We start from the raw sequence: 26,460 nt of genomic DNA, 5'->3' as shown, positions 1-26,460 counted from the left end.
TAAAGTCCTTAGGCTAATGCCTCGATGAGCATTGAACTGAATTGTTTCAACAAAGTAGCCGCTTGTTCGGGAGGCGTCTTAACTTCAACGAGCAAGGTACCCTGACCCTGTTCGAAATGTTGTTCGATAATCGTTTGATAGCAATTCAAAGTTTCTGGCGCCGCATAACCAAGTTGGAACTGCGCAGCAGCGTGTTCAAAACTGAAACCATGAGGCATTTGATAAAGTGACTGTTTTTGCTGCTCTGGTACCGGCAACAAGTCAAAGATCGCACCACCGTCATTGTTGGTCACAACAAGAACCATCGGCGTTAAATTATGAGTCAGCAGAGCCAGTGAATTGAGGTCGTACAACAAAGAGGTATCACCAATCAACATCAACAAAGGATTCTGGTTGGCTTTCACCACGCCCGCAGCCGTCGCCACCAAGCCATCAATGCCCGATGCACCACGGTTACTGTAAACTTGATTCGCAGATATTGATGACAGCATATCCACCAGCCTTACCATCAAGCTATTTCCCACAAATAGCTCTCTGCCTTTAAGTCTAGACGACAAGTCAACGGCAACACTGAGTTCCGTCAATTGGTCATTGTTGGATATTTGCGCGAGGGCGAGTTGCTGAACAGTATTTGCGACCTCGATTAAAGGAGCCGCCCAACCTGCATGCTGGCCTAATAAGGTGGGTAAATGCTGCTCTGACACCCATGAATCGATAGCAGCAACGATATGGGTTTGAGGCAGATGATCTTGGTTGATTCGGTGCGTATCTGGTGACACAACAATATATTGTGATGAGCAGAATGATGATGCTTGCGACTTTATCCAATGATTAAGGCGCTTAGAAACAATGCGCTCACCGAACTGAAGGATAAAATCACATTGGTTAAGTTGTTCTTTCGCTACGTCACTCTGCATCCACAGATCATAATGTTTCCAATCACTTGTGACACCTGATTGAGGGTCACAAAAAACTGGCCAGCCTAATGTAGTGGCAAACTGCTGAGCTTTTGTCGCTTGTTCAATATCGAGCGAACCGAGAATAACCACACCCTTACGTCCAAGATACTCACCTGGAGCAATAGGTTGTGTGTTCACTTGATTAGGTAAAAACGTTTGGCTGTAACAACCTGCTCCCGATTTCCACCCAGCGACACTGGATGTGTATTCCGCATACATTTCCGCGCTATTCGCAGAATATAGAGGTTCTGGGAACGGACAGTTGATATGAATCGCACCACCAACATTGCGTTGTTTCACTAGGGCGTGATCAACCGATGTCAGTAACCAATTCAGAGAAACTTGTGTACTAGGGCTTGGTAAGTTTAAAGCACTTTCAACATGGGAAGAAAAGATACCCTGTTGCTGAATCGCTTGATTGGCACCACAGTCGACCAAGTCGATGGGTCTATCAGAGGTCAGCAAGATCAGCTTCTCTCGTGTCAGCCCAGATTCAGCCGTCGCAGGAAGAAGGTTAGCAACAGCAGTACCAGAGGTAACAATCACGGCAACTGGCTTATCACTGGCTTTAGCTAAACCTAAAGCTAAGAATCCAAGACCACGCTCATCAAAGTGCGTGTGTAAGGTTAACTTGGGATTAGCTTCCGCTTCGAGAGTTAATGGTGTTGAGCGAGAGCCCGGTGCGACACAAACATGTTCAACACCGTTGCGTGCTAGCTCTTCAAGTAATGTGTGACTCCAAACTCTATTTAATACGGCTTGGTCGTGATTCATGACGCCACACCCAACGGCGGGTGATCCGAAATCAAACTAAGTAAGGTCGACATCTTCTTGTTCAATTCTTGCCATTCATGTTCAGCAACCGATCCCGGCACGATCCCTGCGCCAGCAAACAGCTGTACTTGATCGTTTACAACTAACGCACTTCGAATCGCGACACAAAACTCCGCTCTTTGATGACTGATATAGCCAACAGAACCTGCATACCAGCCTCGCGCAAACGGTTCGTGTTCAAGAATGAAATCCATCGCCTCTTTACGCGGTAAACCAGCCACCGCAGCAGTCGGCTGTAATGCAGCAAGCAACTGTACACCGTTAACGCCATTATTAAGCTGGGCGTGGATATTACGCTTGAGATGCTGCACCTTACGCAAGCGCACAAGACGCGTATCCTTTTCAACATGAACTGTTTGAGAATGAGGAGTGAGGCGCTCAATGATGTCGTCAACCACATACTGGTTCTCATTGAGGTTTTTACTGTCTTGAGAAAGCCAGTTCGCTAACTCCATATCTTCTGTCGCGTTTTCTCCGCGACCAATGGTTCCCGCTAGAGCTTCAGTATCAAGCTCTGTCCCATATCGGCTATACAAACGCTCTGGCGTTGAGCCAATAAAGCTGTGTTTAGAATCCAATACCAACATAAAGTGAAAACTATGATGGTTTTGCAGGTAGCTGGCCTTGAGTAATTGAGCCGCGCAGATTGGCGCATCAAGCTGCAGTGTGGTTTTACGCGCTAAAACCACTTTCTTGTACTCTTCGTCACTAATGCCCTGAAGCACTTTATCGACCAAATTACCCCACTGCTCTCGTTCTGGAACGTGGTTAATCTGTTCAATGTGAGCCGACAAAGGTGCCAATATCGCCGCTTCTACAGAAAGCTTATTCAAAGCATTAATGGAGACAACGCGATCAGGAGACAAGTTAACCGCTAGCGACCAAGTGTCGTCAAAGCGGATCAATTCAACCTGAGGAAGGAAGAAAAACGATTCCATGCAACGACGGTTCTTTGCGGTATGTCCATCAAATGAACGTCCACCCCAGATTCGTTGGTCTTCACCAAGAATTGCGTACGCGGGAGCAGGATCAGAAAAAGTGTGCAGTTGACCGAGCGCGACGACCTCTTCACGAGTGTCACGTGACTGCCAGTAGAACTTTGGAAAGAGCGGTTGAGCATGAAGCCATTCTATAAATGCAAACGATGGTTTTTGCGTTAGAACTTCAACACAACGAACTTCACTTGCTTGGGCATTTTGTACTCGCTCAATCAAAGCGGAGATAGTTTGCTGGAAATGTGACAAATCGACCTCGTTCACATCTAAATTATTATTATATTAGTTTGATACTTTATGGGCAGCACCCACTTAGATCAAGAATCTACTATATCTTTTGAACATTCCTGTGATTTTAAGCGATCCAGCCTCTTTATTCATCTTAGACAACAACAAAGAAAGCGATTAATTAAAATTTAGAAAAGAGTGACAACAAAAAGACCAAACGTGACACTGAAATGCGACATTCATCAGATTTTTATTCTATCAAACCCCATTTTGCGGTACTTTAATAAAGTATTTAAATTAATTTCAGGAAATCGGCAATGCAAAATATCGGGATGTCGTCAAAACTCAACAGCGTATGCTACGAAATCAGGGGACCTGTACTCAAACATGCTAAGCGCATGGAAGAAGAAGGGCATAAAATACTGAAGCTTAATATTGGTAACCCCGCCCCATTTGGTTTTGACGCCCCTGATGAAATCCTTGTTGATGTAATCCGTAACCTACCGACATCTCAAGGTTACTGTGACTCAAAAGGCATCTATTCAGCCCGCAAAGCGGTTGTTCAGCACTACCAGAAAAAAGGCCTACGTAACCTTGATGTAGAAGACGTTTACATTGGTAACGGCGCATCAGAGCTTATCGTTATGTCTATGCAGGCGCTACTGGATAATGGTGATGAAATCTTAGTTCCCGCTCCGGACTACCCACTATGGACAGCGTCTGTTGCGCTTTCTGGTGGTACACCGGTTCACTACATGTGTGATGAAGATGCTGATTGGTATCCAGATCTAGACGACATGCGTGCAAAGATCTCACCAAAGACTCGCGGCATCGTTCTTATCAACCCGAACAACCCAACGGGCGCGGTATACAGCCGTGATTTCCTATTACAAGTTGTTGAGATTGCTCGTGAGCACGGTTTGATCATCTTCGCTGATGAAATCTACGACAAAGTGCTTTACGACGGTGCCGTACATACTTCAGTCGCAACGCTTGCTGAAGACGTACTAATGGTCACATTCAATGGTCTATCTAAGGCTTACCGCGTGTGTGGTTTCCGTGGTGGCTGGATGTTCTTAACGGGTCCGAAACACATAGCGAAAGGCTATGTCGAAGGGCTAGAAATGCTGGCCTCGATGCGTTTGTGTGCCAACGTACCAATGCAGCACGCCATCCAAACAGCACTGGGTGGTTATCAGAGTATCAACGAACTGATTCTTCCTGGTGGTCGATTGCTTGAGCAACGTGACCGTGCATGGGAACTGATCAACAAGATCCCTGGCGTTTCTTGTGTGAAACCAAAAGGCGCGATGTACCTGTTCCCTAAGATCGACACCAACATGTACAACATCAAAGACGATCAGAAATTCGTGCTCGATTTCCTTAAGCAAGAGAAGGTGCTATTGGTTCAAGGTACTGGCTTCAACTGGCCAAAACCGGATCACTTCCGCATCGTGACTCTGCCACATATCGAAGACCTAGAAATCGCGATTGGTCGTCTAGAGCGCTTCTTACAAACCTACAGCCAAGACGACCTCATCGAAGGTTAATTAGCACAAAGAAAGATGACTACAATTTGCTGTTTTAAAAGACTTTAACTTGTAATCAATCACTTCTATGCTTAAAGGGCTCCTGTTTGGGAGCCTTTTTTGTATCCGCTGTCTCGTATCACTATGTTGAACACATGATACGAGTGGAGCACAGTTTAGAAAGGACTCTTATGAAACAAAGCCATTTCTTTGCCCATCTTGCCCGTATGAAGCTGATTCAACGCTGGCCCCTGATGCGTTCAATCTCAAGCGAGAATATTTCAGAACATAGCCTGCAGGTGGCTTTCGTCGCACATGCCTTGGCATTAATTAAAAATAAGAAGTTTGATGGTCAGCTCAACCCCGAGCACATTGCTCTGCTTGGCATGTACCACGATACCAGCGAGGTACTGACTGGGGATTTACCAACTCCGGTTAAATACTACAACCCAGACATCGCACAAGAGTATAAGAAGATAGAAGCGGCAGCAGAGCAAAGACTGCTTTCAATGCTGCCAGAAGAATTCCGAGACGACTTCGCCCCGTTTTTGATATCTGGAACAGCAAGTAAAGAAGAGCAAAGCATCGTTAAACAAGCCGACACGATCTGTGCTTATTTGAAATGCTTGGAGGAGCTCAGTGCGGGCAATCATGAATACGAGCAAGCGAAACGCCGACTGGAAGAAACACTCGAACAGCGTAAAAGCCCAGAAATGGACTACTTTCTCACCACATTTGCGCCAAGCTTTGAATTATCACTAGACGAGATAAGCTAGCTGGGTATAACTTGAGTGTAATTAGCTAAATAAATCAGATTGATAGGTGCTATTTTGACTTCTCCACTCGAACCACCATTTGAACTCGAACAAGAATGGCAACATCGAAATGACGATGAACATAAAATAAGGCGTGATGACCATCGTAGCCCGTATCAACGCGATCGTGCGCGTGTGCTTCACTCTGCGGCTTTTCGTCGCCTCCAAGCAAAAACTCAAGTTCATGGCACCACGGTAAACGATTTCCACCGAACTCGCCTTACCCATTCGCTAGAAGCCGCACAACTTGGTACTGGTATTGTCGCTCAACTCAAGAAAAAGCAGCCCGAATTTCGAGATCTTCTCCCCTCAGATAGCTTGATTGACTCACTGTGTTTAGCTCACGACATTGGCCACCCGCCTTATGGGCATGGTGGTGAAGTCGCACTCAACTACATGATGCGCGACCACGGTGGCTTTGAAGGCAACGCCCAAACGTTCCGAATAGTGACTCAGTTAGAACCCTACACCGAACATCACGGGATGAATCTATCTCGACGCACTCTGTTGGGGCTGATTAAATACCCTTCACTTCTTAGCGAAGTTCAAGCTAAATTACAGTCTGAGCCTGTTAAGCACCAACGACAACTCCGAGCCAAAGATTGGATGCCAGCAAAAGGCATCTACGATCATGATGAAGAGCTTTTTAACTGGGTACTGGAGCCGCTTTCAAGCAGCGACCAACAGCTTCTAAAACAGAAAAGAAAAACGCATACCGAGCCACTTGAGCACAATAAGACCAAATATAAGTCACTTGATTGTTCAATCATGGAGCTGGCTGATGACATCGCGTATGGCGTGCATGATTTAGAAGATGCCATTGTGCTTGGCTCTGTGACCAAAGCCCAATGGGTAGATTCAGCTTACCCTCAACTTAAAGAGATGGCCGATCCTTGGATTTGTGAACACCTAGATTCAATTACAGAGATGCTTTTCTCTGGTGAGCAGTATCGTCGAAAGGATGCGATTGGTGGGATAGTCAACGCTCTGTTGACCAGTATTTCGATTGAACGAGTGGATGCTAGCTTTGAGAATGTGCTGTTGGCTTACAATGCCGTGCTTGAACCAAGCATGGATGGCACACTCGATAAACTGAAGCACTTTGTCAGCGAGTTCGTGATTCAAGTCCCTCAGGTTCAGGTCATCGAATACAAGGGCCAACAGATCATCATGGACATGTTTGAAGCGTTCAGCGCTGATCCTGAACGCTTGCTGCCACTGCCCATCAAGAAGCAATGGCTACAGCATCAAGATGAATCAATAAAGATGCGCGTGATAGCCGATTACATCTCATCAATGACTGATGACCTTGCGCAGAAAATGCATCAGCAATTGTTCTCAGCTCATACCGAGTTTTAATTCCTGACTCGTACCAGTGAATCGGCTTAATCTAAGTAGTTTTTCTCAAACACACCCGGCGGCATTTGATTGATTTGAAACTGAATCATTTGGTCAAATGCCGTTAGCAAAGGGCTAAAGTCACCATCACTCTCTAGCAAGCTAAGCAAATGATAGCCAGCTTCGACGGTAGAAAGGCTGTTTTCACTGGGTGCTTTACGGATTCGATAATTACCCTTGAGGTCTTTCGGTAAATGAACCGTGCTCAGCGCATGCAAGTTACTCGATACCTGCCACATCTTGAACGCCTTCTTCCACGTCCCATCCAATAAAATCACACGCAGCTTCTTGCTTGGGCATGTCGCAGATTCAACTGAAACAGAGTTTTCGCTTGGGTATAAAATCACATGTTGGTACTGTTCATCGGCCAGAAATACGTTCAATTGTTCGTTGTCTGAAAAGTCTTCACCGACAAGCGTCACGCTGTTATTTAGAGATAACGAGAGGATACGCGCAGTTCCCATCGGGCGATGCTCTTCTGATGGGTGCTGAAGAATGATAAGCTCAACATTCGATTCGAGTGGTGTAACCCACTGACAAATACAAGCTTTCAAAGCCTTGCTGCATTGGGGGCAATAACGAGACATGGATTTAATGTGTACCCTGTTTTAATTTTCACTTCACTTTTATGCGTCTTATTCCAATTTGAGCCAATACAAGCTTGGGTCGTATGGGATAGCAATGCGATTGCCGAGGGGCAATGGTGGCGGATCCTAACAGGAAACTTTTCACATACCAACTACTCGCACCTTCTGATGAATCTAGCAGGCTTATGGATCATCAGCTATCTGTTTCAACCGAGTAAAAAACAGCTTGTTCTTGCTCTGCTTGTGATTAGTTTAGTGACTGGGATCGCTCTGTTGTTTTCGAGTATTCAGATCTATGTTGGCCTATCTGGCACTTTGCATGGGTTGTTTAGCTTATTCGCGCTCAGTGAGGCTTTGAACGGTAGGAGATCAAGTTGGCTGTTAGCATTGGGATTAATCGCTAAAATCGCTTGGGAGCAGCTTATTGGCCCTTCTAGCACGACTGGCGAACTGATTAATGCTCGTGTCGCGATTGAAGCCCACCTAGCAGGTGCATTGGCCGGAGGCTTCATATCTATCGCTTCATTTCTAACAAGTAGAAAAACGGATCAAAGTTGAATTCTTTCGCGGTTCTTTTCAACCGTAGCTTCACCTATCCCTTTCACACTCACCAAATCATCAGCAGTCGTAAACGCACCGTTTTGATCTCTGTAATCGACGATCTCTTGGGCTTTCTTGTCCCCAACACCAACTAATAGCGCTGAGAGTTCTTCTGCCGTCGCAGTATTGATGTTTACCGTAATCTCGATGCCATCGTAAAGCTCAGCTTTAGTTGGGCTATCAGAAAACGCTGGGGAGCTCAGGGCCATCAGAAATGAAAGAAGTAGTGTTGAATATATCGTGCGCATAAACCGTTCCTTTGAACAAAAAACGTAACTTATGCATTTACCGCGCTAGATAACACAATCACCAGACAAAAATAAAGCGGGTCACCTAAGTGACCCGCTTCGTTATACATCTTGTTTTCATCAGCTTGTTTGTTGGCTCGCAATTCTTATTTATCGAATAAACCTAATTTGCAAAACAACAACCATCGCATGTTGATTCTCGGTAGTCAGCCACCAAACAGGCTTAACTACCGAGCTAATCTAACTCAAGCTAACCTGAGCTTACTGACCTTGACCCACTACGTAGTATTCAACGTCTGCATTTTTACGCAGTACGTTTAGTACATTAGTAAGGTCTTGCTGATTACCAACTCGTTCCAACTGTGCACCAATTTGAGTGCTGTAAGCTGGGTTGATTTCAGCCGTTACTTTAGAAAGCTCAACAACAACGATATTACCGTCTTGGTCTTTAGATTGACCGAACACAGCTTGACCTGCTTCTGGTTTCGCTAGAGCGAATACAGACGCCGCTAGTGGCGAGTTACGGTCAATCGTTTCAAGTTCAGTGAACTCAAGGTTGTTATCTGCAAGTACTGCTTCGTTACCTTGCTTAAGCTCGTTCACTAGAGAAACACCTAGCTCAACTGCTTGTTGCTCAGCTTGTACAGCAGACAATGCAGCGACAACTTGATCTTTCACTTCAGCTAGAGGAAGAACTGTCTCGTCGCGAGTCTCTTCTACACGAACAACAATCACGTGCTCAGGTGCAACTTCGATAACTTCAGAGTTCAGACCATCTTCTTTCACTTCAGGGCTCAAGATAGCTTGCATAACTGCAGGCGTCATCAGAACTTCCGGAGCGTCAACTTGAGAGATGAAATCTGTTGTCGTGATCTTCGCATTGATAGCTTCAGCAGAGTCATCCAAAGAATCTGGGAATTCAAACGCTACTTTCTCTAGCTCAGTTTGCTGTTCGTAGAACTGGTCTACAGCATGCTGGTCTAGTAGTTCTTGCTTAATCTCAGCCGCTACTTCTGTATAAGGCTGAGCTTGAGACGCTTTTACTTCGTCTAGCTTGATGATGTGGTAGCCAAAATCAGATTTAACTAGGCCAGTAGTATCGCCAATATTCTCAAGAGCGAAAGCCGCGTCTTCGAATGCTGGGTCCATAACATCGCGTTCAATCCAACCTAAGTCGCCGCCAACATCTGCACTACCGAAGTCGTCAGATTTCTCTTCCGCTAGCGTAGCAAAATCAGCGCCTGCATTTAGCTCGTCTAGGATTGACTGAGCTTTCGCTTCGTCGTCGCCTTGAACTAGGATGTGGCTAACTTTACGTTGCTCTTCAGTTGAGTACTTGTCTAGGTGCTCTTGGTAGTATTTCTGTGCTTCTTCATCGCTTACTTCAAGCTGAGACTTAAGTGCTTCAGCTGAAAGCTCGATGTAAGACACCTTGGCTTGCTCTGGACGAGTGTAAGCTTGAGGGTTCTCAGAATAGTACTGTTCGATTTGCTCGTCAGTTAGTTCGATGCCTTTCGCTAGATCAGCAACAGACAAGGTCACTGTACGAATGTCACGAGTTTGAGCAATAAGTTTGCTTTGCGTATCGATTTCGCCTTGAAGAACAAATTCACTGCCTTGAAGCGCAGTCACAAGCTGGTTACGCATTAGGTCACGACGCATGTATTCAGCGAAGCTTTCTGCGCTGAAACCTGCACGACGCAGTGCTGATTGGTAAACTTCTTGATCAAATTGACCAGCAGTTTGGAACTGAGGCATTTCTAGAATCATTGTACGGATTTGAGAATCACTGATTCGTAGGCCTAGTGACTCAGCTTGCTGCTCAAGTAGAACATCGTTGATCATGCGATCAAGTACTGATTTACGGAAAGACTCTACGTATGCAGGGTCTGCAAGCATTTGAGCGAAGTAATCGCCAAGTTGAGACTGCATACGATTACGTTCGTTTTGGTAAGCTTGTTCGAACTCACCACGAGCAATTTCTGTGTTGCCAACTTTAGCTGCTGCGTTGTTACCGCCACCGGTGATGTAGCTGCCTACACCTGCGAATACGAATGACAGGATAATCAACCCAAGGATAATTTTTACCGCGATGCTATTCACGCCTTCGCGTAATCGATCCATCATAATTTAAGTGCTCTCCGGATATGAAGCATTGGCTTCAAAATAAAATCTATTCACGCGATATTATCAGAAAAAGAAATGCGCATCAGTAGGATGCGCATAATTTAAATAAGTTCAATGTGCTTTGCACACATACTGTCTAAGAATGAAACATCATTTTTCAAACAGTAAACGCATTTTACTGCCTTCCCCTCTCTAAAAGCGAGGTTTCAGCAGTGAAAATTAGTTACATGCGTCTTTAAGTGCTTTACCTGCTTTGAAGCCAGGTACTTTAGCTTCTGCGATTTGGATCTCTTCACCAGTTTTTGGGTTACGACCTGTACGAGCAGCACGAGTACGAACACTGAAAGTACCAAAGCCAACAAGTGCAACTTGGTCACCTGATTGTAGCGTTGTGCCAACTGCTTCGATGAAAGCGTCTAGAGCGCGACCAGCTGAAGCTTTAGAGATGTCTGCGTTTTCTGCGATTGATTCTACTAGTTGTGTTTTATTCACTGTTTTTCCCCTATGTGTCATCTGTGACTACTTCTCGATGACTGTACGTTCCATTTTGGTTTTAATTTAGCCGCAAGCCTTATTGCAAAAGGGCTGCCGCTTTAGTCAAATAACTTAGCGTCCAAAAAAAACGCTGACAAGCCTTTTCGGGTCTATCAGCGTAATTCTTTACTTATTTTTGCTATGCATCACTATTTTTTCACGTCAAACTCGACCCCTGACGGATCTCGTTCTAGCGCGACTTTAAGTACTTCATCAATCCATTGGACCGGAATCACCTTTAAGTCAGCGATTACATTGTCTGGAATCTCTTCCAAATCACGCTCATTGTCTTTAGGAATCAAGACAGTTTTGATGCCGCCACGGTGTGCTGCAAGCAGTTTTTCTTTCAAGCCACCGATAGGTAAAACTTCACCACGAAGGGTAATTTCACCTGTCATACCGACCTCAGCTTTCACAGGATTACCCGTTAAGCTAGATACCAATGCAGTACACATTGCGATACCCGCACTTGGGCCATCTTTTGGTGTTGCACCTTCCGGTACGTGAACGTGAATATCACGTTTCTCGTAGAAATCTGTGTTAATACCCAGATTTTCCGCACGAGAACGAACCACAGTCATGGCTGCTTGAATCGACTCTTTCATCACATCGCCAAGAGAACCGGTTTGCGTTAGCTTACCTTTACCTGGCATTGATTCAGTTTCGATAGTCAGTAGGTCACCACCCACTTGAGTCCACGCTAAACCAGTCACTTGACCGATACGGTTACTCTCATCCGCTTTACCAAAGTCATGACGCTGAACGCCTAAGTACTCTTTCAGGTTATCAATGTTAACCGTTACAGACTTAAGGCTGCTGTCTAGCAAGATATTCTTAACTGCTTTACGACAGATCTTAGAGATTTCACGTTCTAGGTTACGCACACCCGCTTCACGCGTGTAATAACGAATAATGCCAACGATAGCTGAATCTTCGATATTAATCTCGTGAGGCTTAAGACCGTTACGTTGGACTTGTTTGTCCAGTAAGTGACTTTTAGCGATGTTCAGCTTTTCATCTTCTGTGTAACCCGACAGACGAATCACTTCCATACGGTCCAGTAACGGGCCAGGAATGTCCATTGAGTTAGACGTTGCAACAAACATGACGTCTGACAGATCGTAATCTACTTCTAGGTAGTGATCGTTGAATGCAACGTTTTGCTCTGGATCTAACACTTCTAGAAGCGCTGAAGATGGGTCGCCACGCATATCAGAAGACATCTTATCGATTTCATCTAATAGGAACAGTGGGTTCTTAACACCAACTTTAGACATCTTCTGGATCAGTTTACCCGGAAGTGAACCGATGTACGTACGACGGTGACCGCGGATTTCCGCTTCGTCACGTACGCCACCAAGAGCCATACGAGTGTACTTACGGCCCGTTGCCGCTGCAATCGAACGGCCTAGCGAGGTTTTACCGACACCAGGAGGACCAACAAGACAAAGGATTGGACCTTTTAGCTTGTTAATTCGATTTTGTACTGCCAAGTATTCAAGGATACGTTCTTTAACACGCTCTAAGCCGTAGTGGTCTTCATTCAAGACCTCTTCCGCTTTCGCTAAATTCTTTTTAACTTTTGAACGCTTAGCCCAAGGAACACCAACCATCCAATCAATGTAGCTACGTACTACTGTTGCTTCAGCAGACATTGGCGACATCATTTTCAGTTTTTGCAGTTCTTGCTCGGTTTTTTCACGAGCTTCTTGAGGCATTTTTGAATCTTCGATCTTCTTCTTCAGAGTCTCGAATTCATCAGGTGCGTCATCCATCTCACCCAGTTCTTTCTGAATCGCTTTCATTTGCTCATTCAGGTAGTACTCGCGCTGAGATTTCTCCATCTGCTTCTTAACGCGGCCACGAATGCGTTTTTCAACTTGCAGGATGTCAATTTCTGACTCCATTTGGCCCATTAAGAATTCCAGACGTTCAGTCACATCTGCAATTTCTAGAACGTGCTGCTTATCAACCAATTTAAGTGGCATGTGCGCTGCAATCGTATCGGCTAGGCGTGCAGCCTCATCAATACCGTTCAGAGACGTTAGAACTTCTGGTGGGATTTTCTTGTTTAGCTTAATAAAGCCTTCGAATTGATTGATCGCGCTGCGAACAACCACTTCTTGTTCTTTTTCGTCAAGTTCTGAGGTTACAACGTATTCGGCATCCGCTAAGAAAAACTCACTCTCTTTGAACTGGTGAATTTTTGCACGCTGCTGACCTTCGACAAGTACTTTCACAGTACCATCAGGCAGCTTTAGCAACTGAAGAATAGTAGCGACTGTACCTACGTTAAATAGGTCGTCGATTGAAGGCTCATCAGTGTCCGCTTCTTTCTGCGCTACAAGTAGTACTTGTTTGTTAGCTTCCATTGCCGATTCAAGGCAAGTAATCGATTTTTCACGACCGACAAACAATGGAATAACCATGTGTGGGTAAACCACTACATCACGTAGAGGTAGCACGGGGATTTCGATACGCTCGGAACGTTCCAAGTTCATATATTTCTCTCTTCCGCTTTAACTTATAAAGCAGTATATGGGGCTTAAACGACTGGATTCAATGGAAGAATAAAAAAAAGGAGGTAATTGCTTACCTCCTTTTTCAATTTGAGTGACTTGTCTAAAAAAGACCTACTCTGCGACCGCTGCTTGGTTATCTGAGTTGCTGTAAATCAACAGTGGTTCTGACTCACCATTAATTACCGACTCATCAATCACAACCTTGCTTACGTCTGTCGAAGATGGCAGTTCGTACATAGTTTCTAGTAGAACACCCTCCAAGATAGAACGCAGACCACGAGCACCCGTTTTACGTTCCATTGCTTTCTTCGCAATTGCACGTAGAGCATCGTCGCGGAATTCTAATTCAGTCTCTTCGATTTCAAATAATGCTGCGTACTGCTTAGTAAGCGCATTCTTCGGTTCACAAAGAATTTGAACTAGAGCTTCTTCGTCAAGTTCTGTCAATGTCGTTGTCACGGGTAGACGACCAATGAATTCCGGAATTAGACCGTACTTCACGAGATCTTCAGGTTCAACTTGAGTGAACAGTTCACCCACAGTTTTTGCTTCATCTTTTGAACGCACTTCTGCGCCAAAACCAATGCTCGAACCTTTTTCTACACGTTGCTCGATCACTTTATCTAGGCCAGAGAATGCTCCGCCACAAATAAATAGGATCTTAGACGTGTCCACTTGCAAGAACTCTTGCTGTGGATGCTTACGACCACCTTGAGGTGGAACTGAAGCAACTGTACCTTCAACAAGTTTAAGTAGAGCTTGCTGAACACCTTCACCAGACACGTCACGCGTGATTGATGGGTTTTCAGCTTTACGAGAAATCTTGTCGATTTCATCGATGTAAACAATGCCGCGTTCTGCTTTCGCAACGTCATAATCACACTTCTGAAGCAACTTCTGGATGATGTTTTCAACATCTTCGCCCACATAACCGGCTTCGGTTAGTGTTGTTGCATCTGCCATTGTGAATGGAACGTCTAGGAAACGAGCCAGTGTTTCAGCCAGTAGCGTTTTACCACTACCAGTAGGACCGATAAGAAGAATGTTACTCTTACCTAGCTCTACGCCTTCAGCTGTCGTGTCACCATTACGCAAACGCTTGTAGTGGTTGTATACCGCAACTGCTAGCACTTTCTTCGCGTATTCTTGACCGATTACATAGTCGTCAAGATGCTCACGAATCTCACGCGGTGTTGGCAGCGATTCCGATTCTTTCTTAGGAAGAACATCTTTAATTTCTTCACGAATAATGTCGTTACAAAGATCGACACATTCATCACAAATGTAAACAGAAGGACCTGCGATTAACTTGCGAACTTCGTGTTGGCTTTTGCCACAGAAAGAGCAGTAAAGCAGTTTACCGCTACCACCCTCTTTGCTTTTGTCTGTCATTCGCTAACCTCTTAGCCTTTACTCTCTATGCTTGAGTGTATATCAATTTGAATCACTTTGCGTTAAACAATTGCCGTGCAATTATTGACCGCGGTGATTAAGAACTGAATCTACCAAGCCGTATTCTACTGCTTGATCAGCAGACATAAAATTATCACGATCTGTATCACGCTCAACAACTTCTAAAGGCTGACCAGTGTGCTCTGCCAATAGTTTGTTTAGCTTTTGTTTGATCGTTAGGATCTCTTGCGCGTGAATTTGAATATCAGACGCTTGGCCTTGGAAGCCGCCAAGTGGCTGGTGAATCATTACACGTGAGTTTGGAAGCACGTGACGCTTACCAGGAGTACCACCCGCTAGTAAGAATGCACCCATAGAGCAAGCTTGACCCATACATACTGTGCTCACGTTTGGCTTGATGAACTGCATTGTGTCGTAGATAGACATGCCCGCTGTTACGCTACCGCCAGGTGAGTTGATGTAAAGATAGATATCTTTGTCTGGGTTTTCTGATTCCAAGAAAAGCAGTTGAGCCACGACAAGATTTGCCATGTGGTCTTCCACTTGACCTGTTAAGAAAATGATACGTTCTTTTAATAGACGAGAATAAATATCGTAAGAACGTTCACCACGGGAAGTCTGTTCAACCACCATAGGAACTAGTGCGTCCATAATCGATGGCATTGTATTTTTTTCTTGGTAGCTCATATTCTTATGTCCCTAAAATAAATGGCCCGAATGATTAAATCATACGGACCATTGTTAGCAGAATTGTTGACCGTACGTCAACCTTCTACGTCAGATATTACTATATTAAGCAGGTTGCTGATTCATTAGCTCGTTGAAGCTAACTTCTTTATCAGAAACTTGAGCTTTAGCGATGATTGCATCAATAGCTTGCTCTTCTAGAGCAACATTGCGCATGTTGTTCATCATTTGCTCGTTTTGCTCGTAGTAAGCAATAACTTCTGTTGGATCTTCGTATGCTGTAGCCATCTCTTCGATGATAGCTTTAACTTTCTCGTCGTCAGCTTTTAGCTCTTCAGTCTTGATTACTTCACCAAGAAGAAGACCTACAACTACGCGACGTTTAGCTTGCTCTTCGAACAGCTCACGTGGAAGTTGGTCAGCAGCTTCAGTGTTGCCACCAAAACGTTGAGCAGCTTGTTGACGTAGAACACCGATCTCTTGATCGATTAGAGCAGAAGGTACGTCGATGTTGTTTTCGTTAACTAGACCGTCGATTGCTTGCTCTTTGATGCGGTTCTTAACAGCTTGCTTAAGCTCACGCTCCATGTTCTTACGAACTTCAGCTTTAAGGCCTTCAACGCCTTCAGCTGCGCCGAACTTAGAAACGAATTCTTCGTTTAGTTCTGGAAGCTCACGAGCTTCAACTTTGTTCAGCTTGATAGAGAACTTAGCAGCTTTACCTTTTAGGTTTTCAGCGTGGTAATCTTCTGGGAAGTTTACTTCGATTTCGAATTCCATACCTGCTGTTTTACCAACGATACCGTCTTCAAAACCAGGGATCATGCGACCAGCACCCATCTCTAGTGGGAAGTTCTCAGCTTTACCGCCTTCGAACTCTTCACCGTCGATAGAACCAACGAAGTCGATAGTTGCACGAGAACCAGCGTCAGCAGCAGCTTCAACTTCAGTCCAAGTTGCTTGTTGCTTACGTAGAGTTTCGATCATCTCTTCAACGTCAGCTTCTTTAACTTCTACTGCTGGTTTCTCAACAGTGATGTTTTCTAGACCTTTCAGCTCAACTTCTGGGTAAACTTCAAAAGTTGCGTTGAATACTAGGTCAGCGCCTTCGTTGTTTTCAACTGGTGCGAAAGTAGGTGCGCCAGCTGGGTTGATTTTCTCTTTAACGATCGCTTCGATGAAGTGACGTTGCATTACTTCGCCCATCACGTCTTGACGTACTGCTTTGCCGTACATTTTAGCAACCATCTTCATAGGCACTTTGCCTTTACGGAAACCATCGAAACGACGGTTTTTCGCGATGTTGCGTAGTTCAGCTGTAACTGCATCTTCGATGTTTGCAGCAGGAACAGTAATATTAAGACGGCGCTCTAGGCCTTCTAGCGTTTCAACAGTAACTTGCATTATATAAACCTCAAAACTGGCTCAGTAATCTGAGCATATGAGCCGTAACTTAGCTTTAATTCAAAAGCCGACGTTGTTGGCTGCATTCTTGTGTAGTGCTCTATCCGAACACCTAATTTAAAATCGAGCATTGATGTCTGAATTGATTATTCAACCAAACACCAGACTAATCAGCGATATCTTCGTTCTTCACATGCTTATTGAACGTTCTCACGCAGTTATAAAACGTTTTCACGAACCTATAAAAAGCAGTGAAGCTTGTTTTCGGAAACAAGAAAGGTATCTCCGATTAGCCTCAGGACAGAAATTTTAGATGCGACATTCTAGCGATCTGTTTAATCTCTGTCGAGCCGTTCACCTCTGCATGATGATGAATGCTCTAAATTCGTCCAACTAAATGATACAAAAACGATCAAATCATCACTTAGCACAACAGAAATGGGGACAATAGCGACTTTTTCAAGGGAATCGAGGGCTTTTTTTGCTAAAAACCTTAAAAAGAGATCTTGCTCTTGTTTTACCCCTCAGAGTCGATAACTTTTTCAACAATCCCCGTTACAAACCCTTAACCTACCCCACCTGTCGACTTTCTCCTTTCAGCAAAAACTACCGCTATTTGCTACCATAAATGAGAGAAGACGGGCTTGATTGATTACCAAAGAAATTAGCGGAGAGCCTTCATGTTTCAAGCTTTTAGAATCCCAATACTATTAATGGCCATATACAGTCTACTGATGGTCTTTGGCGGTCATTGGGTATGGAGTACAAGTCATGAAAGTTTGTTAAATGATCATCAATCTAAGCTAGACCGCTTTTCGGTTCATATTTCAAGCCAACTGGATAAGTTCGCGCACATTCCCGAGCTGCTTTCAAAAGACAAAGAGCTGGTCGATGCCCTTCACTCTCCAAGTAACTCTGCGCAAATCGAACTCACCAATCGCTATCTAGAGCACGTAAATTCGGTGATTCAAGCGTCCGACACTTATTTATTAGACAGCATTGGCACCACTATCGCAGCCAGTAACTGGAATCAACCGCATTCTTTTATTCGTCGAAACTTTGCTTTCCGTCCCTACTATCAAGAAGCCATTCAAGGTAATGAAAATCAATATTTTGCGCTAGGTTCAACGTCTGGGAAGCGAGGCTATTATTATTCTTATCCGGTCTCCTATGCCGCTGAGATTATTGGCGTCATTGTCGTAAAGATGGATTTATCGCTGATTGAAGCAAGTTGGAAAGGCAAACAGAGTTTTTTTGTTGCTGACGATAAAGACCAAATCGTATTCATGTCGAGTAATCCTGAATGGCTGTTCAAAAGCCTTCAGCCGCTGAGCCAAGCACAGCAAGCTCGAATTCAAAAAAGCAGGCAGTATCTCGATACCAAAATCGAAAGCCTTCACTTCTCTGGTGATTTCGAGAGTGCTACTAGCAATATTGAGTCTCCGCACAAGCTCGTCCAAGAGCAATTCTTTAGCTCTTCACGCTTCTTAGCCGAACCGAAACTCACCATACGGGTATTTTCTCCGACCCACTTAGTTTGGTGGGATCTGGTGGCTTACCTAGTGGTTTTGAGCCTTATCTTTGCGATTTTTTATCTAACGATGCAGCTCAATCACCATCGACAACAAAGGCGTGCCCAAATTGATAGGCTGCAATCTGAAGCCAAGCAAAAGCTAGAATTTCAAGTACTTGAGCGCACATCAGAGCTGCACGTCGAGATTAAACATCGTATCGAAACCGAACATGTACTGAGACAGACACAAGACGAACTCATCCAAGCCGCCAAACTGGCGGTGCTAGGGCAAATGTCAGCAAGCATCAGCCATGAGTTGAATAACCCTCTCGCTGCGATTCGCAGTTATGCCGACAACGGCCGACTGTTTCTTGCCAAAGAAAAGATCGATCGTGTCGATGACAACCTCTCGCGAATCTCGGCGCTCACTGATCGCATGGCGAAAATCAGCCACCAGCTTCGCTCCTTCGCCAAGAAATCCACCGCGGAAGAGCTACACACGTTGCAGATACTTCCCGTATTGCACTCGTCAAGAGAGCTGATGAAACCACAACTCAAGAGTGAACGAGTTAAGGTCAACGAACTCCCTGAAATCTTTGATGCTTGCGTGCTCGCCAACGCCATTCAATTGGAACAAGTGATCATTAATTTGCTGACCAACGCGATTCAGGCGATGGAACAACAAGACGACAAGCAATTAGCTATTCTGTTAGAGATTAGGGAATCCGACCATCAACAAGCCAGCACCTTGCTGATTCATATCGATGATAATGGCCCCGGCTTCACTTCCTCTTCGAGCGGAGATTTTTTTGAACCTTTCCATACCACCAAGAAAAACGGACTTGGACTTGGGTTATCGATTTCTCAACAAATAATCCGCGGAATCAACGGCAAGCTAGTTACCGGTCACAGCCCTCTAGGTGGCGCTCGATTCAGCATAGAGTTGCCCCTTGTTGAACAAGAACAAAAAGAAAAAAAACCAACACCCAAACCAAAAACAACAGACTGAGATTAAACCGTTAGCTAGCTATTGAACAAGCGAGCCAACCAACAAGCAAAAAACTCAGCGATAATCAGAATACAAAGAAGTAAAGGAATCACTATGTGTCACGTCTATTTCATTGATGATGAATCCGATCTAAGAATGGCGATTGAACAGAGCTTTGAGCTCGCCGATATTGAAGCGGAGTTCTTTCCCGATGCCGAATCTGCTCTGCTCGCAATTCAAGAGAACGGCTTACCCCACGTGATCGTCACTGATATCTGTTTACCGGGTATTTCCGGGCATGACTTGCTCAACACCGTAATGCACAAAGATAAAGAAGTCCCCGTAATCATGATCACTGGCCACGGCGATATCTCCATGGCCGTGCAAGCAATCCAAGACGGCGCCTATGACTTCATTGAAAAGCCGTTCGCCAATGAACGCCTAATCGAAACCACTAAGCGAGCGATAGAAAAACGCCAACTTACCCTTGAGAATCTTGAATTAAAGCGCTCTCTCAAGGCCAGTAAAGCGCTTGGACCAAGAATCATTGGTGACACGCAATCAATGACCGAGCTACGTTCTATCATCACCCACGTTGCCGACACTAACGCCGATATTTTGTTGTTTGGTGAGACAGGCACGGGCAAAGAATTAGTCGCACGATCCCTACATGAGCAAAGCAGTCGACGAGAACAAAACTTTGTTGCCGTCAATTGCGGGGCGGTTCCAGAAAATCTGATTGAAAGTGAGTTGTATGGCCATGAAAAAGGCGCATTCACAGGTGCTGAGAGTAAACGCATTGGCAAGTTCGAGTTTGCTCAAGGCGGAACCCTATTCTTAGATGAGATCGAATCCATGCCGATGCAGGCACAAATTCGCCTGTTACGTGTCTTGCAAGAACGCGTCATCGAAAGAGTTGGCTCAAACGGATTGGTCCCACTTGATATTCGAGTAATCGCCGCAACCAAAGTTGACTTGAAAAAGGCAGCTGAAGAAGGGACTTTCAGACAAGACCTTTACTACCGATTGAATGTTGTCACCCTAGATTTACCGCCGTTGAGAAGCCGCCAAGAGGATATCCCAGCACTCTTCCACCACTTCTTACTGGTCGCTGCGGCACGTTATGGCAAAACAGCCCCGGCAATTCCACAGAAAGAACTGCACGAGCTTTTAGCCCACGATTGGCCGGGAAATGTACGAGAATTGCGTAACACTGCGGAGCGTTTCGTACTTTTAGGTAAACTATCTCACTTATCAGACAGCACTTCGGAGTCGACCCAACATTTGTCGTTAGCAGAACTGGTTTGTGATTTTGAGAAAAACATGTTAAAGCAAGCGCTTATTGAGTGTAATGGCAGCATCAAAGAGACGATGGATAGACTACAACTTCCCCGAAAAACACTCTACGATAAGATGCAAAAACACCAGCTAGTGAAAGAGTCATACAGACAAAACGAAAACTAAATTAGATTTGGGAGCAAGATCACCTATACTTATTTTGATAACAGGATGTTATGCAATCAAAGTAATAAGGAAATAACTATGGGTGAGAAAACAAGAGTTCCCTCGATCACCGATACTTTCGAGATAGATGGTATTTTTTATACTGACAATCATGTCGATCTATACACGCCAGAATTAGAGGCAAAAAGAGCGCTGTATGAGCAGATTGATTCAGGCTCTAGATATGGCAAGATTATCGATGAGGAGGTTTAACCCTCCTCATCACTTCGTTGTTACTTCACTATCTACTTAGTGATGATCTCTGGCCCCATCAACGTGGTCGGTAACCATGTTGATACCCAAGGTACGTAAGTTACGATAATCAAGAACAAGAACATCACGCCAACCCACGGCAACGCTGCTTTTACCACGTTCATCATCGACATCTTCGCGACCCCGGCGGTCACAAACAAATTGAGCCCAACAGGCGGCGTTATCATCCCTATCTCCATGTTCACCACCATCATGATACCTAGGTGAATTGGGTCGATGCCCAGTGCAATTGCAATTGGGAATACCAATGGCGCAACGATGATCAGCAAGCCTGATGGCTCCATGAACTGCCCACCAATCAAGAGTAGAACGTTCACCACAATCAAGAAGGTGATCGGACCTAAGCCTGCAGAAAGCATAGACTCAGTGATCATCTGAGGAATGCGTTCCTCTGTCAGTACATGCTTAAGAATCAGAGCATTGGCAATGATAAACAGCAGCATGATCGTCAGCTTACCCGCATCATAGAGCGTGTCTTTGGTATCTTTATGGAAGAAGGTTTGGAACACCTTAACCAAAGCAGGCTTTGTATTCTTCTTGTCAGCGAAAGGCCCCATATCTTTATAGATAAAGTTGGCAATAAAGAACGCGTATACCGCTGCAACAGCCGCCGCTTCCGTCGGTGTAAAGATACCGCCGTAGATACCACCCAAAATGATGACAATCAGTAGCAGACCCCAACTTGCGTCTTTTGCTGCTGCGAACATCTCACCCCAGCCCACAAACGGCTGTGCAGGAATCTTCTTAATACGTGCTGCAATGTAGATGGCAATCATCAACATCACACCCGCCAACAGACCAGGAATAACGCCACCGAGGAACATACGACCTACAGATACATCCGTCGCCGCAGCGTAAACAACCATAACAATTGACGGTGGAATCAAGATACCCAAAGTACCCGCATTACAGATAACCCCTGCCGCGAACTCTTTTGTGTAGCCGTTTTTGATCATACCAGCGATAACAATGCTACCGATTGCTACTACCGTTGCTGGAGACGAACCAGATAACGCTGCGAACATCATACATGCCACAACCGACGCCATCGCTAAACCGCCGCGGAACCAGCCGACCATTGCGATAGCAAAACGGATAATACGTTTCGCCACACCACCGGTTGACATGAAGCTAGAGGCCAAGATAAAGAAAGGGATCGCTAAGAGTGTGTAGTGGCCTGCAAATGCGTTGAACAACGTTTGTGCAACCGAAGCTAGTGACGCATCAGAGTGCATCAACAAGAATATGACGCTTGATAAACCAAGGGAAATCGCAATTGGTACACCGACCAACATGAAAGCAATTACCATTAAAAATAGAAATAACATTGCCATGATTAGTCTTCCTTACCGTTAGATTTTGTACCCGACTCGTTCGCCTTGTTTTGCTTAGTCGAATCCAATACCGCTGTCGCGTCTTCATCAGAACCCGCTAACACATCAGCTTTCAATGCATCCAGCTCTTCTTCGGCTTCATGGCCTGCAATCATGCGGTCAAGCTTGCCCGTCGCCACTTGATAAGCGATTTGGATGAATCGGAACGTCAGCATTGCCATACCAATCGGCAGCGCCATATAAGGAATAAAACGTGGCAGTTTCTCGTATCGCTCGCCTTCATTCAGCCAGTCAGCAAGAAACTGAAGCATCTCGGGCATTGGAATATCATCGGTCTCGTACCAAGCGCGCTCAGTCGCGAACGGGTACCAGTAATTCCAAGAACCGATAAGAAGTAAGATTGAGAATGCTAGGCAGCTTGTGACGGCGATTAACGCATACACTTTACGTAGCTTTTCTGGGGCAAGGTTGATGATCACATCAACGCCAATGTGGAAGTGTTTTTTAACGCCATAAGATGCGCCCACTAACACCATCCAAGCGAACATGAACACAGTCAGTTCTAGTGCCCACAAGATATTGCCATTGAATGCGTATCTGAATACAACATTGGCAAAAGTAAGTAGCGTCATTGCGCCAAGGAAAAATGCGATTAATGACTCTTCAATCACATCTGTAACTCTTCCGACTTTGGAAAAAAAAGAGGTTTCCAGTGCTGATTCGCTAGAATTTGGTTGTTCCATTTGAGGATTATCCATAATTGACTCCGCTTATAGTTATTTTAATAAGGAGTGGCGAAATGCACGCCACTCCCTTAGCGGTGTTATTGGTTTGAAGCTAACGCTGCATCGATAAGGTCTGAACCGATGTCTTTTTCAAACTTCTTCCATACTGGTTGAAGTGCAGCTACCCATGCTTCACGCTGTTCAGGCGTAAGTGTACGAACCTCACCACCGGCTTCGATGATGTTATTTTTGTTCGCTAGGTTAACTTTTGAAGATTCTGCATTACGTGTTTCAGAGACTTCTTGAACGATAGTGCCAAGCTGTGTACGTACATCTTCAGGTAGGTCTTTCCAGAAGTCGTTTGACGTTACCACTAGGTAATCCAAGATACCGTGATTGGTTTCAGTTACGCCGTCTTGTACTTCAAAGAACTTCTTACCGTAGATGTTTGACCATGTGTTCTCTTGACCATCGATAACCTTAGTTTGCAGGCCACCATAAACTTCTTTGAAAGACATCTTCTGTGGGTTAGCGCCTAGTTGTTCAAACTGAGCCACCAATACGTCTGATGCTTGAACACGGAATTTCAAACCTTCCGCGTCCTCAGGGTTGATAAGAGGCTTATTCGCCGACATCTGTTTCATGCCATTGTGCCAAAACGCTAGACCTTGAAGGCCACGACGCTTCATCGCATTCTTCAGTTTTTCGCCAGATTCTGAGTTTTGGAAACGGTCAACGGCTTCTACGTCTTCAAATAGGAAAGGAAGGTCAAAAATGCGGTATTTCTTAGTGAACTTCTCAAATTTTGACAACGATGGCGCCGCCATTTGAACATCACCATTTAACAGGGCTTCCAGTACCTTATTATCATCGTAAAGTGTTGAGTTAGGGAAAACTTGCATACAAGCCTTGCCATTCATTTCCGTGTTTACTCGCTCTTCCAGTAAAGAAGCGGCAATGCCTTTCGGGTGCTTATCGGTATTGGTTACATGACTGAATTTAATCACGATTTCACCTGGATCACAGTTTGCAGCAGCATTAAAACTTGTGAGCGCCAGAGCAGAGACAGACAGCAGGGTAAGAGGCTTAAACATTATTATTCTCCTTAGTAAACAAAACAGCCCTTCAATGGGAACTGCGTGCTTTCACTAAGGCAATTAGCGCGCCACATTGACACAAATCATTAACAACCCTTTAACCATAAGGCTTCATGATATCTGCCTGCTGCACTCGCCAACTCGCTGCAAAAATCAATGGGTGGGAAATGACACATAGAATATTTGTAAATGGGTGGGAGTTGACCAACGCATCACTAATGGATACGACCGAATGAGGTCTGACCAAGAGCCACATTGCCGATGATGCCTTGAAGTAATTTCCACCTATCCTGTAGAGTGCTGCACAACTTAGTCAGATTTACAGCCCCACTACTTACCAAGAGTTGATACCAATGAGTCAGATCTACCATCACCCAGTACAAATTTACTATGAAGATACCGATCACTCAGGTGTGGTTTATCACCCTAACTTTCTAAAATACTTTGAGCGTGCGCGCGAACATGTCTTGGGTAGCGATAAATTGGCGGAATTGTGGAACGAGCACGGACTAGGTTTTGCGGTCTATAAAGCCAACATGACTTTTCAAGATGGTGTTGAGTTCGCTGAGATCTGTGACATCCGAACTTCTTTTGAACTCGATGGCAAATACAAAACGCTATGGCGACAAGAAGTGTGGCGTAAAGATGCAACCAAACCCGCGGTGATTGGTGATATCGAAATGGTCTGTTTAGATAAAGACAAACAACTGCAGCCCATACCTGCCGAAGTATTAAAAGCGATGCTTGGCGAAACGAGCTAACTTCACCTTACTTCACCAAACTCGCTTAAAAGAGATGAGACGACGAAAAGGTTCTCATCTCTATCTGCATGGGTAGCAAATTTCCACCAAGAGTCACGGCGAAACGATACTGGTCATCTAATCGACCCAAGCAACATTGCCAATCTGTAGAAATATCGTCTTGTTGATAAGAATCCAAATCCAACCCAATCCCGCTATCTAGCCTGATTTCGCGATACAATCTAATTTCATCCTGCAAATTTGGCTGAAAATCCGAAGCGTGAATTGGCAATGTTTGCTCCGTCAGATTGGAGAATTCGAACGAAAAGCTTCGCAACGATGTGGCTAGCCCCTTACCCGTCGCTTTGATGTACGACTCTTTCAACGCCCACAGATCGAAAAAACGCTCTCTCTGCTCTTCTTTGCTGAGCTCAAGTAAATCCGCCAATTCTTTACCTGAAAAGTAGTGCTTCATGATCGAGTCGATATTGGTCGAACTTCTGGCGTGTTCAATATCAACACCCAATTGAACTTGCTTCCCTTCTCTCTGGCAAACTGCAATCAACAAATGTTCTTTGCTATGACTAATATTGAAATTTAACCCCGTCTTGAGTTGCTGTTTGGCGACTAAACTTGGCTTTCCTTTCTCGCCATATTCAAAGCGCCACGCTTCAGGCATCAAATCAGAATAGCGAGACAGCACCTTTCTTAGGTAATTTCGAACATACAGAGCCTGAATTTGAGATGAGGGCATTCGATAGCGCTCAACTTTAGCTATCTCATCGGCTGTCAGTCTCTTTTTGAGCTGCGATACATTGTCTGGCTGGTCATCTAAATTACTCAGAGAACATAGCCACAAATCAACAACGGAAGTTTTCATTTAACTCGAACTCACTTCTAGAAATCACTCTTCAAAACACGATTGGAACAACCAAATCGAACAAATTTAACTCATCTATGATTTAAGTAAAACCTAGAGAATACGGGAGGGAAACACCCTTCATATACGGGCTTAAAACCAATTTTTTAAATAATAACAAATTAAAACACAGATCACACTTAGCCTTGCACAAGAGGCATCCATTAAATGTTACTTACAAAAACATGACATAGATCTCACCAAATCAAAATATAGAGTAAAAACACTAAATAACAACTCATAACCATTAATTATCAACAAGTTAATGAAATTGAAAATGCAAAAATCAAAACCATGCCAAATTCATCTGGTCTGAACAGATCATAGTGGCCTCTCGGAGCATTGTATCAATAAGTCACCTCGGGTAGCCTGCTCAACCATTAAACAAATTCACACGTTTTCTTTGCGGATACCGACTTTTCAATTAGTCAGACTTTGAACAGGATTTTAATGGACATCGCCTCAACATTTGAATGCCACCGTCGCGC

At 44.6% G+C, this 26,460-nt stretch carries 22 protein-coding genes and 1 pseudogene; 8 read left to right on the top strand and 15 right to left on the bottom strand.

Annotated features, from left to right (window positions below):
• Nucleotides 1–8: 8 nt before the first annotated feature.
• Both menD and NX845_RS10080 read right to left on the bottom strand, forming a co-directional pair.
• Nucleotides 9–1,733, bottom strand: coding sequence for a 2-succinyl-5-enolpyruvyl-6-hydroxy-3-cyclohexene-1-carboxylic-acid synthase (gene menD / locus NX845_RS10085; RefSeq protein WP_102440894.1), 1,725 nt, complete (start codon nucleotides 1,731–1,733; stop codon nucleotides 9–11).
• Complete coding sequence (locus NX845_RS10080; protein ID WP_029222207.1) at nucleotides 1,730–3,037, bottom strand: isochorismate synthase MenF; 1,308 nt, start codon at nucleotides 3,035–3,037, stop codon at nucleotides 1,730–1,732. Before NX845_RS10080 ends, menD begins: the two co-directional genes overlap by 4 nt.
• A gap of 296 nt (nucleotides 3,038–3,333) precedes the next feature.
• Between NX845_RS10080 and NX845_RS10075 the strand changes: the two genes are divergently transcribed.
• From NX845_RS10075 to NX845_RS10065, 3 genes are all read left to right on the top strand, one after another.
• Nucleotides 3,334–4,566, top strand: coding sequence for a pyridoxal phosphate-dependent aminotransferase (locus NX845_RS10075; protein ID WP_004736094.1), 1,233 nt, complete (start codon nucleotides 3,334–3,336; stop codon nucleotides 4,564–4,566).
• A gap of 170 nt (nucleotides 4,567–4,736) precedes the next feature.
• A complete protein-coding gene (gene yfbR, locus NX845_RS10070; RefSeq protein ID WP_017076767.1) occupies nucleotides 4,737–5,321 on the top strand; it encodes a 5'-deoxynucleotidase in 585 nt (194 codons plus the stop codon).
• Nucleotides 5,322–5,375: 54 nt separating this feature from the next.
• Nucleotides 5,376–6,719 carry an anti-phage deoxyguanosine triphosphatase gene (locus NX845_RS10065; protein WP_017092579.1) on the top strand — a complete coding sequence of 448 codons (1,344 nt, stop codon included), beginning with the start codon at nucleotides 5,376–5,378 and terminating at the stop codon, nucleotides 6,717–6,719.
• A gap of 26 nt (nucleotides 6,720–6,745) precedes the next feature.
• Here NX845_RS10065 and NX845_RS10060 read toward each other — a convergent pair whose 3' ends face one another.
• Nucleotides 6,746–7,345: a tRNA-uridine aminocarboxypropyltransferase gene (locus NX845_RS10060; protein ID WP_260256798.1), complete on the bottom strand. Its 600-nt coding sequence runs from the start codon at nucleotides 7,343–7,345 to the stop codon at nucleotides 6,746–6,748.
• A gap of 9 nt (nucleotides 7,346–7,354) precedes the next feature.
• Between NX845_RS10060 and rrtA the strand changes: the two genes are divergently transcribed.
• Nucleotides 7,355–7,903: a rhombosortase gene (gene rrtA, locus NX845_RS10055; protein WP_102491829.1), complete on the top strand. Its 549-nt coding sequence runs from the start codon at nucleotides 7,355–7,357 to the stop codon at nucleotides 7,901–7,903.
• Here the strand turns inward: rrtA and NX845_RS10050 are convergent.
• The 8 genes and pseudogenes from NX845_RS10050 to NX845_RS23420 form a co-directional block, all read right to left on the bottom strand.
• On the bottom strand, nucleotides 7,894–8,193 hold the full coding sequence (locus NX845_RS10050) for a ComEA family DNA-binding protein (protein WP_004736087.1): 300 nt from the start codon (nucleotides 8,191–8,193) through the stop codon (nucleotides 7,894–7,896). The genes rrtA and NX845_RS10050 overlap by 10 nt on opposite strands.
• Before the next feature lie 261 nt (nucleotides 8,194–8,454).
• The gene (ppiD, locus tag NX845_RS10045) at nucleotides 8,455–10,320 is read right to left on the bottom strand and encodes a peptidylprolyl isomerase (RefSeq protein ID WP_004736085.1); all 1,866 of its coding nucleotides are present in this window, start codon (nucleotides 10,318–10,320) and stop codon (nucleotides 8,455–8,457) included.
• A 219-nt stretch (nucleotides 10,321–10,539) separates the two neighbouring features.
• Complete coding sequence (locus NX845_RS10040; RefSeq protein ID WP_012604504.1) at nucleotides 10,540–10,833, bottom strand: HU family DNA-binding protein; 294 nt, start codon at nucleotides 10,831–10,833, stop codon at nucleotides 10,540–10,542.
• Between the two features lie 170 nt (nucleotides 10,834–11,003).
• On the bottom strand, nucleotides 11,004–13,355 hold the full coding sequence (gene lon, locus NX845_RS10035) for an endopeptidase La (protein WP_017076773.1): 2,352 nt from the start codon (nucleotides 13,353–13,355) through the stop codon (nucleotides 11,004–11,006).
• A gap of 132 nt (nucleotides 13,356–13,487) precedes the next feature.
• Nucleotides 13,488–14,768 (bottom strand): ATP-dependent protease ATP-binding subunit ClpX, encoded by a 1,281-nt coding sequence (gene clpX / locus NX845_RS10030; protein ID WP_004736081.1) that lies wholly within the window; start codon nucleotides 14,766–14,768, stop codon nucleotides 13,488–13,490.
• Between the two features lie 81 nt (nucleotides 14,769–14,849).
• Nucleotides 14,850–15,476, bottom strand: a complete 627-nt coding sequence (gene clpP, locus NX845_RS10025) for an ATP-dependent Clp endopeptidase proteolytic subunit ClpP (protein ID WP_004736080.1) — start codon at nucleotides 15,474–15,476, stop codon at nucleotides 14,850–14,852.
• A gap of 105 nt (nucleotides 15,477–15,581) precedes the next feature.
• On the bottom strand, nucleotides 15,582–16,880 hold the full coding sequence (tig, locus tag NX845_RS10020) for a trigger factor (protein WP_004736079.1): 1,299 nt from the start codon (nucleotides 16,878–16,880) through the stop codon (nucleotides 15,582–15,584).
• Between the two features lie 335 nt (nucleotides 16,881–17,215).
• Nucleotides 17,216–17,398: pseudogene (locus NX845_RS23420) on the bottom strand (hypothetical protein); the annotation flags it as partial.
• Between the two features lie 162 nt (nucleotides 17,399–17,560).
• Between NX845_RS23420 and NX845_RS10015 the strand changes: the two are divergent.
• From NX845_RS10015 to NX845_RS10005, 3 genes are all read left to right on the top strand, one after another.
• Nucleotides 17,561–19,402: an ATP-binding protein gene (locus NX845_RS10015; protein WP_260256797.1), complete on the top strand. Its 1,842-nt coding sequence runs from the start codon at nucleotides 17,561–17,563 to the stop codon at nucleotides 19,400–19,402.
• 93 nt (nucleotides 19,403–19,495) lie between these two features.
• Complete coding sequence (locus NX845_RS10010; protein ID WP_260256796.1) at nucleotides 19,496–20,845, top strand: sigma-54 dependent transcriptional regulator; 1,350 nt, start codon at nucleotides 19,496–19,498, stop codon at nucleotides 20,843–20,845.
• 78 nt (nucleotides 20,846–20,923) lie between these two features.
• On the top strand, nucleotides 20,924–21,097 hold the full coding sequence (locus tag NX845_RS10005; RefSeq protein WP_004736075.1) for a hypothetical protein: 174 nt from the start codon (nucleotides 20,924–20,926) through the stop codon (nucleotides 21,095–21,097).
• Between the two features lie 32 nt (nucleotides 21,098–21,129).
• On the opposite strand, the gene NX845_RS10000 is transcribed toward NX845_RS10005, so the two are convergent.
• The 3 genes from NX845_RS10000 to NX845_RS09990 form a co-directional block, all read right to left on the bottom strand.
• On the bottom strand, nucleotides 21,130–22,491 hold the full coding sequence (locus tag NX845_RS10000; protein WP_004736074.1) for a TRAP transporter large permease: 1,362 nt from the start codon (nucleotides 22,489–22,491) through the stop codon (nucleotides 21,130–21,132).
• A gap of 2 nt (nucleotides 22,492–22,493) precedes the next feature.
• Nucleotides 22,494–23,249 (bottom strand): TRAP transporter small permease, encoded by a 756-nt coding sequence (locus NX845_RS09995; RefSeq protein ID WP_017076776.1) that lies wholly within the window; start codon nucleotides 23,247–23,249, stop codon nucleotides 22,494–22,496.
• Between the two features lie 65 nt (nucleotides 23,250–23,314).
• Complete coding sequence (locus tag NX845_RS09990) at nucleotides 23,315–24,310, bottom strand: TRAP transporter substrate-binding protein (RefSeq protein ID WP_004736072.1); 996 nt, start codon at nucleotides 24,308–24,310, stop codon at nucleotides 23,315–23,317.
• A gap of 356 nt (nucleotides 24,311–24,666) precedes the next feature.
• Between NX845_RS09990 and NX845_RS09985 the strand changes: the two genes are divergently transcribed.
• Complete coding sequence (locus NX845_RS09985; protein ID WP_102540290.1) at nucleotides 24,667–25,074, top strand: thioesterase family protein; 408 nt, start codon at nucleotides 24,667–24,669, stop codon at nucleotides 25,072–25,074.
• Between the two features lie 25 nt (nucleotides 25,075–25,099).
• Here NX845_RS09985 and NX845_RS09980 read toward each other — a convergent pair whose 3' ends face one another.
• Nucleotides 25,100–25,933, bottom strand: a complete 834-nt coding sequence (locus NX845_RS09980; RefSeq protein ID WP_102540291.1) for a 4'-phosphopantetheinyl transferase superfamily protein — start codon at nucleotides 25,931–25,933, stop codon at nucleotides 25,100–25,102.
• Nucleotides 25,934–26,460 lie beyond the last annotated feature (527 nt).

Source organism: Vibrio sp. NC2, assembly GCF_025195005.1.
Taxonomy (GTDB): Bacteria; Pseudomonadota; Gammaproteobacteria; order Enterobacterales; family Vibrionaceae; genus Vibrio; species Vibrio splendidus.
Note: the sequence above shows the minus strand (reverse complement) of the source record. Positions and strands in the feature narration are given on the sequence as shown.

What these genes read in the sequence shown, in the direction of transcription:
- menD (WP_102440894.1), bottom strand. Translation starts at nt 1,733, where the DNA reads ATGAATCACGACCAAGCCGTATTAAATAGAGTTTGGAGTCACACATTA.
- NX845_RS10075 (WP_004736094.1), top strand. Translation starts at nt 3,334, where the DNA reads ATGCAAAATATCGGGATGTCGTCAAAACTCAACAGCGTATGCTACGAA.
- yfbR (WP_017076767.1), top strand. Translation starts at nt 4,737, where the DNA reads ATGAAACAAAGCCATTTCTTTGCCCATCTTGCCCGTATGAAGCTGATT.
- NX845_RS10060 (WP_260256798.1), bottom strand. Translation starts at nt 7,345, where the DNA reads ATGTCTCGTTATTGCCCCCAATGCAGCAAGGCTTTGAAAGCTTGTATT.
- NX845_RS10050 (WP_004736087.1), bottom strand. Translation starts at nt 8,193, where the DNA reads ATGCGCACGATATATTCAACACTACTTCTTTCATTTCTGATGGCCCTG.
- ppiD (WP_004736085.1), bottom strand. Translation starts at nt 10,320, where the DNA reads ATGATGGATCGATTACGCGAAGGCGTGAATAGCATCGCGGTAAAAATT.
- NX845_RS10040 (WP_012604504.1), bottom strand. Translation starts at nt 10,833, where the DNA reads ATGACACATAGGGGAAAAACAGTGAATAAAACACAACTAGTAGAATCA.
- lon (WP_017076773.1), bottom strand. Translation starts at nt 13,355, where the DNA reads ATGAACTTGGAACGTTCCGAGCGTATCGAAATCCCCGTGCTACCTCTA.
- clpX (WP_004736081.1), bottom strand. Translation starts at nt 14,768, where the DNA reads ATGACAGACAAAAGCAAAGAGGGTGGTAGCGGTAAACTGCTTTACTGC.
- clpP (WP_004736080.1), bottom strand. Translation starts at nt 15,476, where the DNA reads ATGAGCTACCAAGAAAAAAATACAATGCCATCGATTATGGACGCACTA.
- tig (WP_004736079.1), bottom strand. Translation starts at nt 16,880, where the DNA reads ATGCAAGTTACTGTTGAAACGCTAGAAGGCCTAGAGCGCCGTCTTAAT.
- NX845_RS10015 (WP_260256797.1), top strand. Translation starts at nt 17,561, where the DNA reads ATGTTTCAAGCTTTTAGAATCCCAATACTATTAATGGCCATATACAGT.
- NX845_RS10010 (WP_260256796.1), top strand. Translation starts at nt 19,496, where the DNA reads ATGTGTCACGTCTATTTCATTGATGATGAATCCGATCTAAGAATGGCG.
- NX845_RS10005 (WP_004736075.1), top strand. Translation starts at nt 20,924, where the DNA reads ATGGGTGAGAAAACAAGAGTTCCCTCGATCACCGATACTTTCGAGATA.
- NX845_RS10000 (WP_004736074.1), bottom strand. Translation starts at nt 22,491, where the DNA reads ATGGCAATGTTATTTCTATTTTTAATGGTAATTGCTTTCATGTTGGTC.
- NX845_RS09995 (WP_017076776.1), bottom strand. Translation starts at nt 23,249, where the DNA reads ATGGATAATCCTCAAATGGAACAACCAAATTCTAGCGAATCAGCACTG.
- NX845_RS09990 (WP_004736072.1), bottom strand. Translation starts at nt 24,310, where the DNA reads ATGTTTAAGCCTCTTACCCTGCTGTCTGTCTCTGCTCTGGCGCTCACA.
- NX845_RS09985 (WP_102540290.1), top strand. Translation starts at nt 24,667, where the DNA reads ATGAGTCAGATCTACCATCACCCAGTACAAATTTACTATGAAGATACC.
- NX845_RS09980 (WP_102540291.1), bottom strand. Translation starts at nt 25,933, where the DNA reads ATGAAAACTTCCGTTGTTGATTTGTGGCTATGTTCTCTGAGTAATTTA.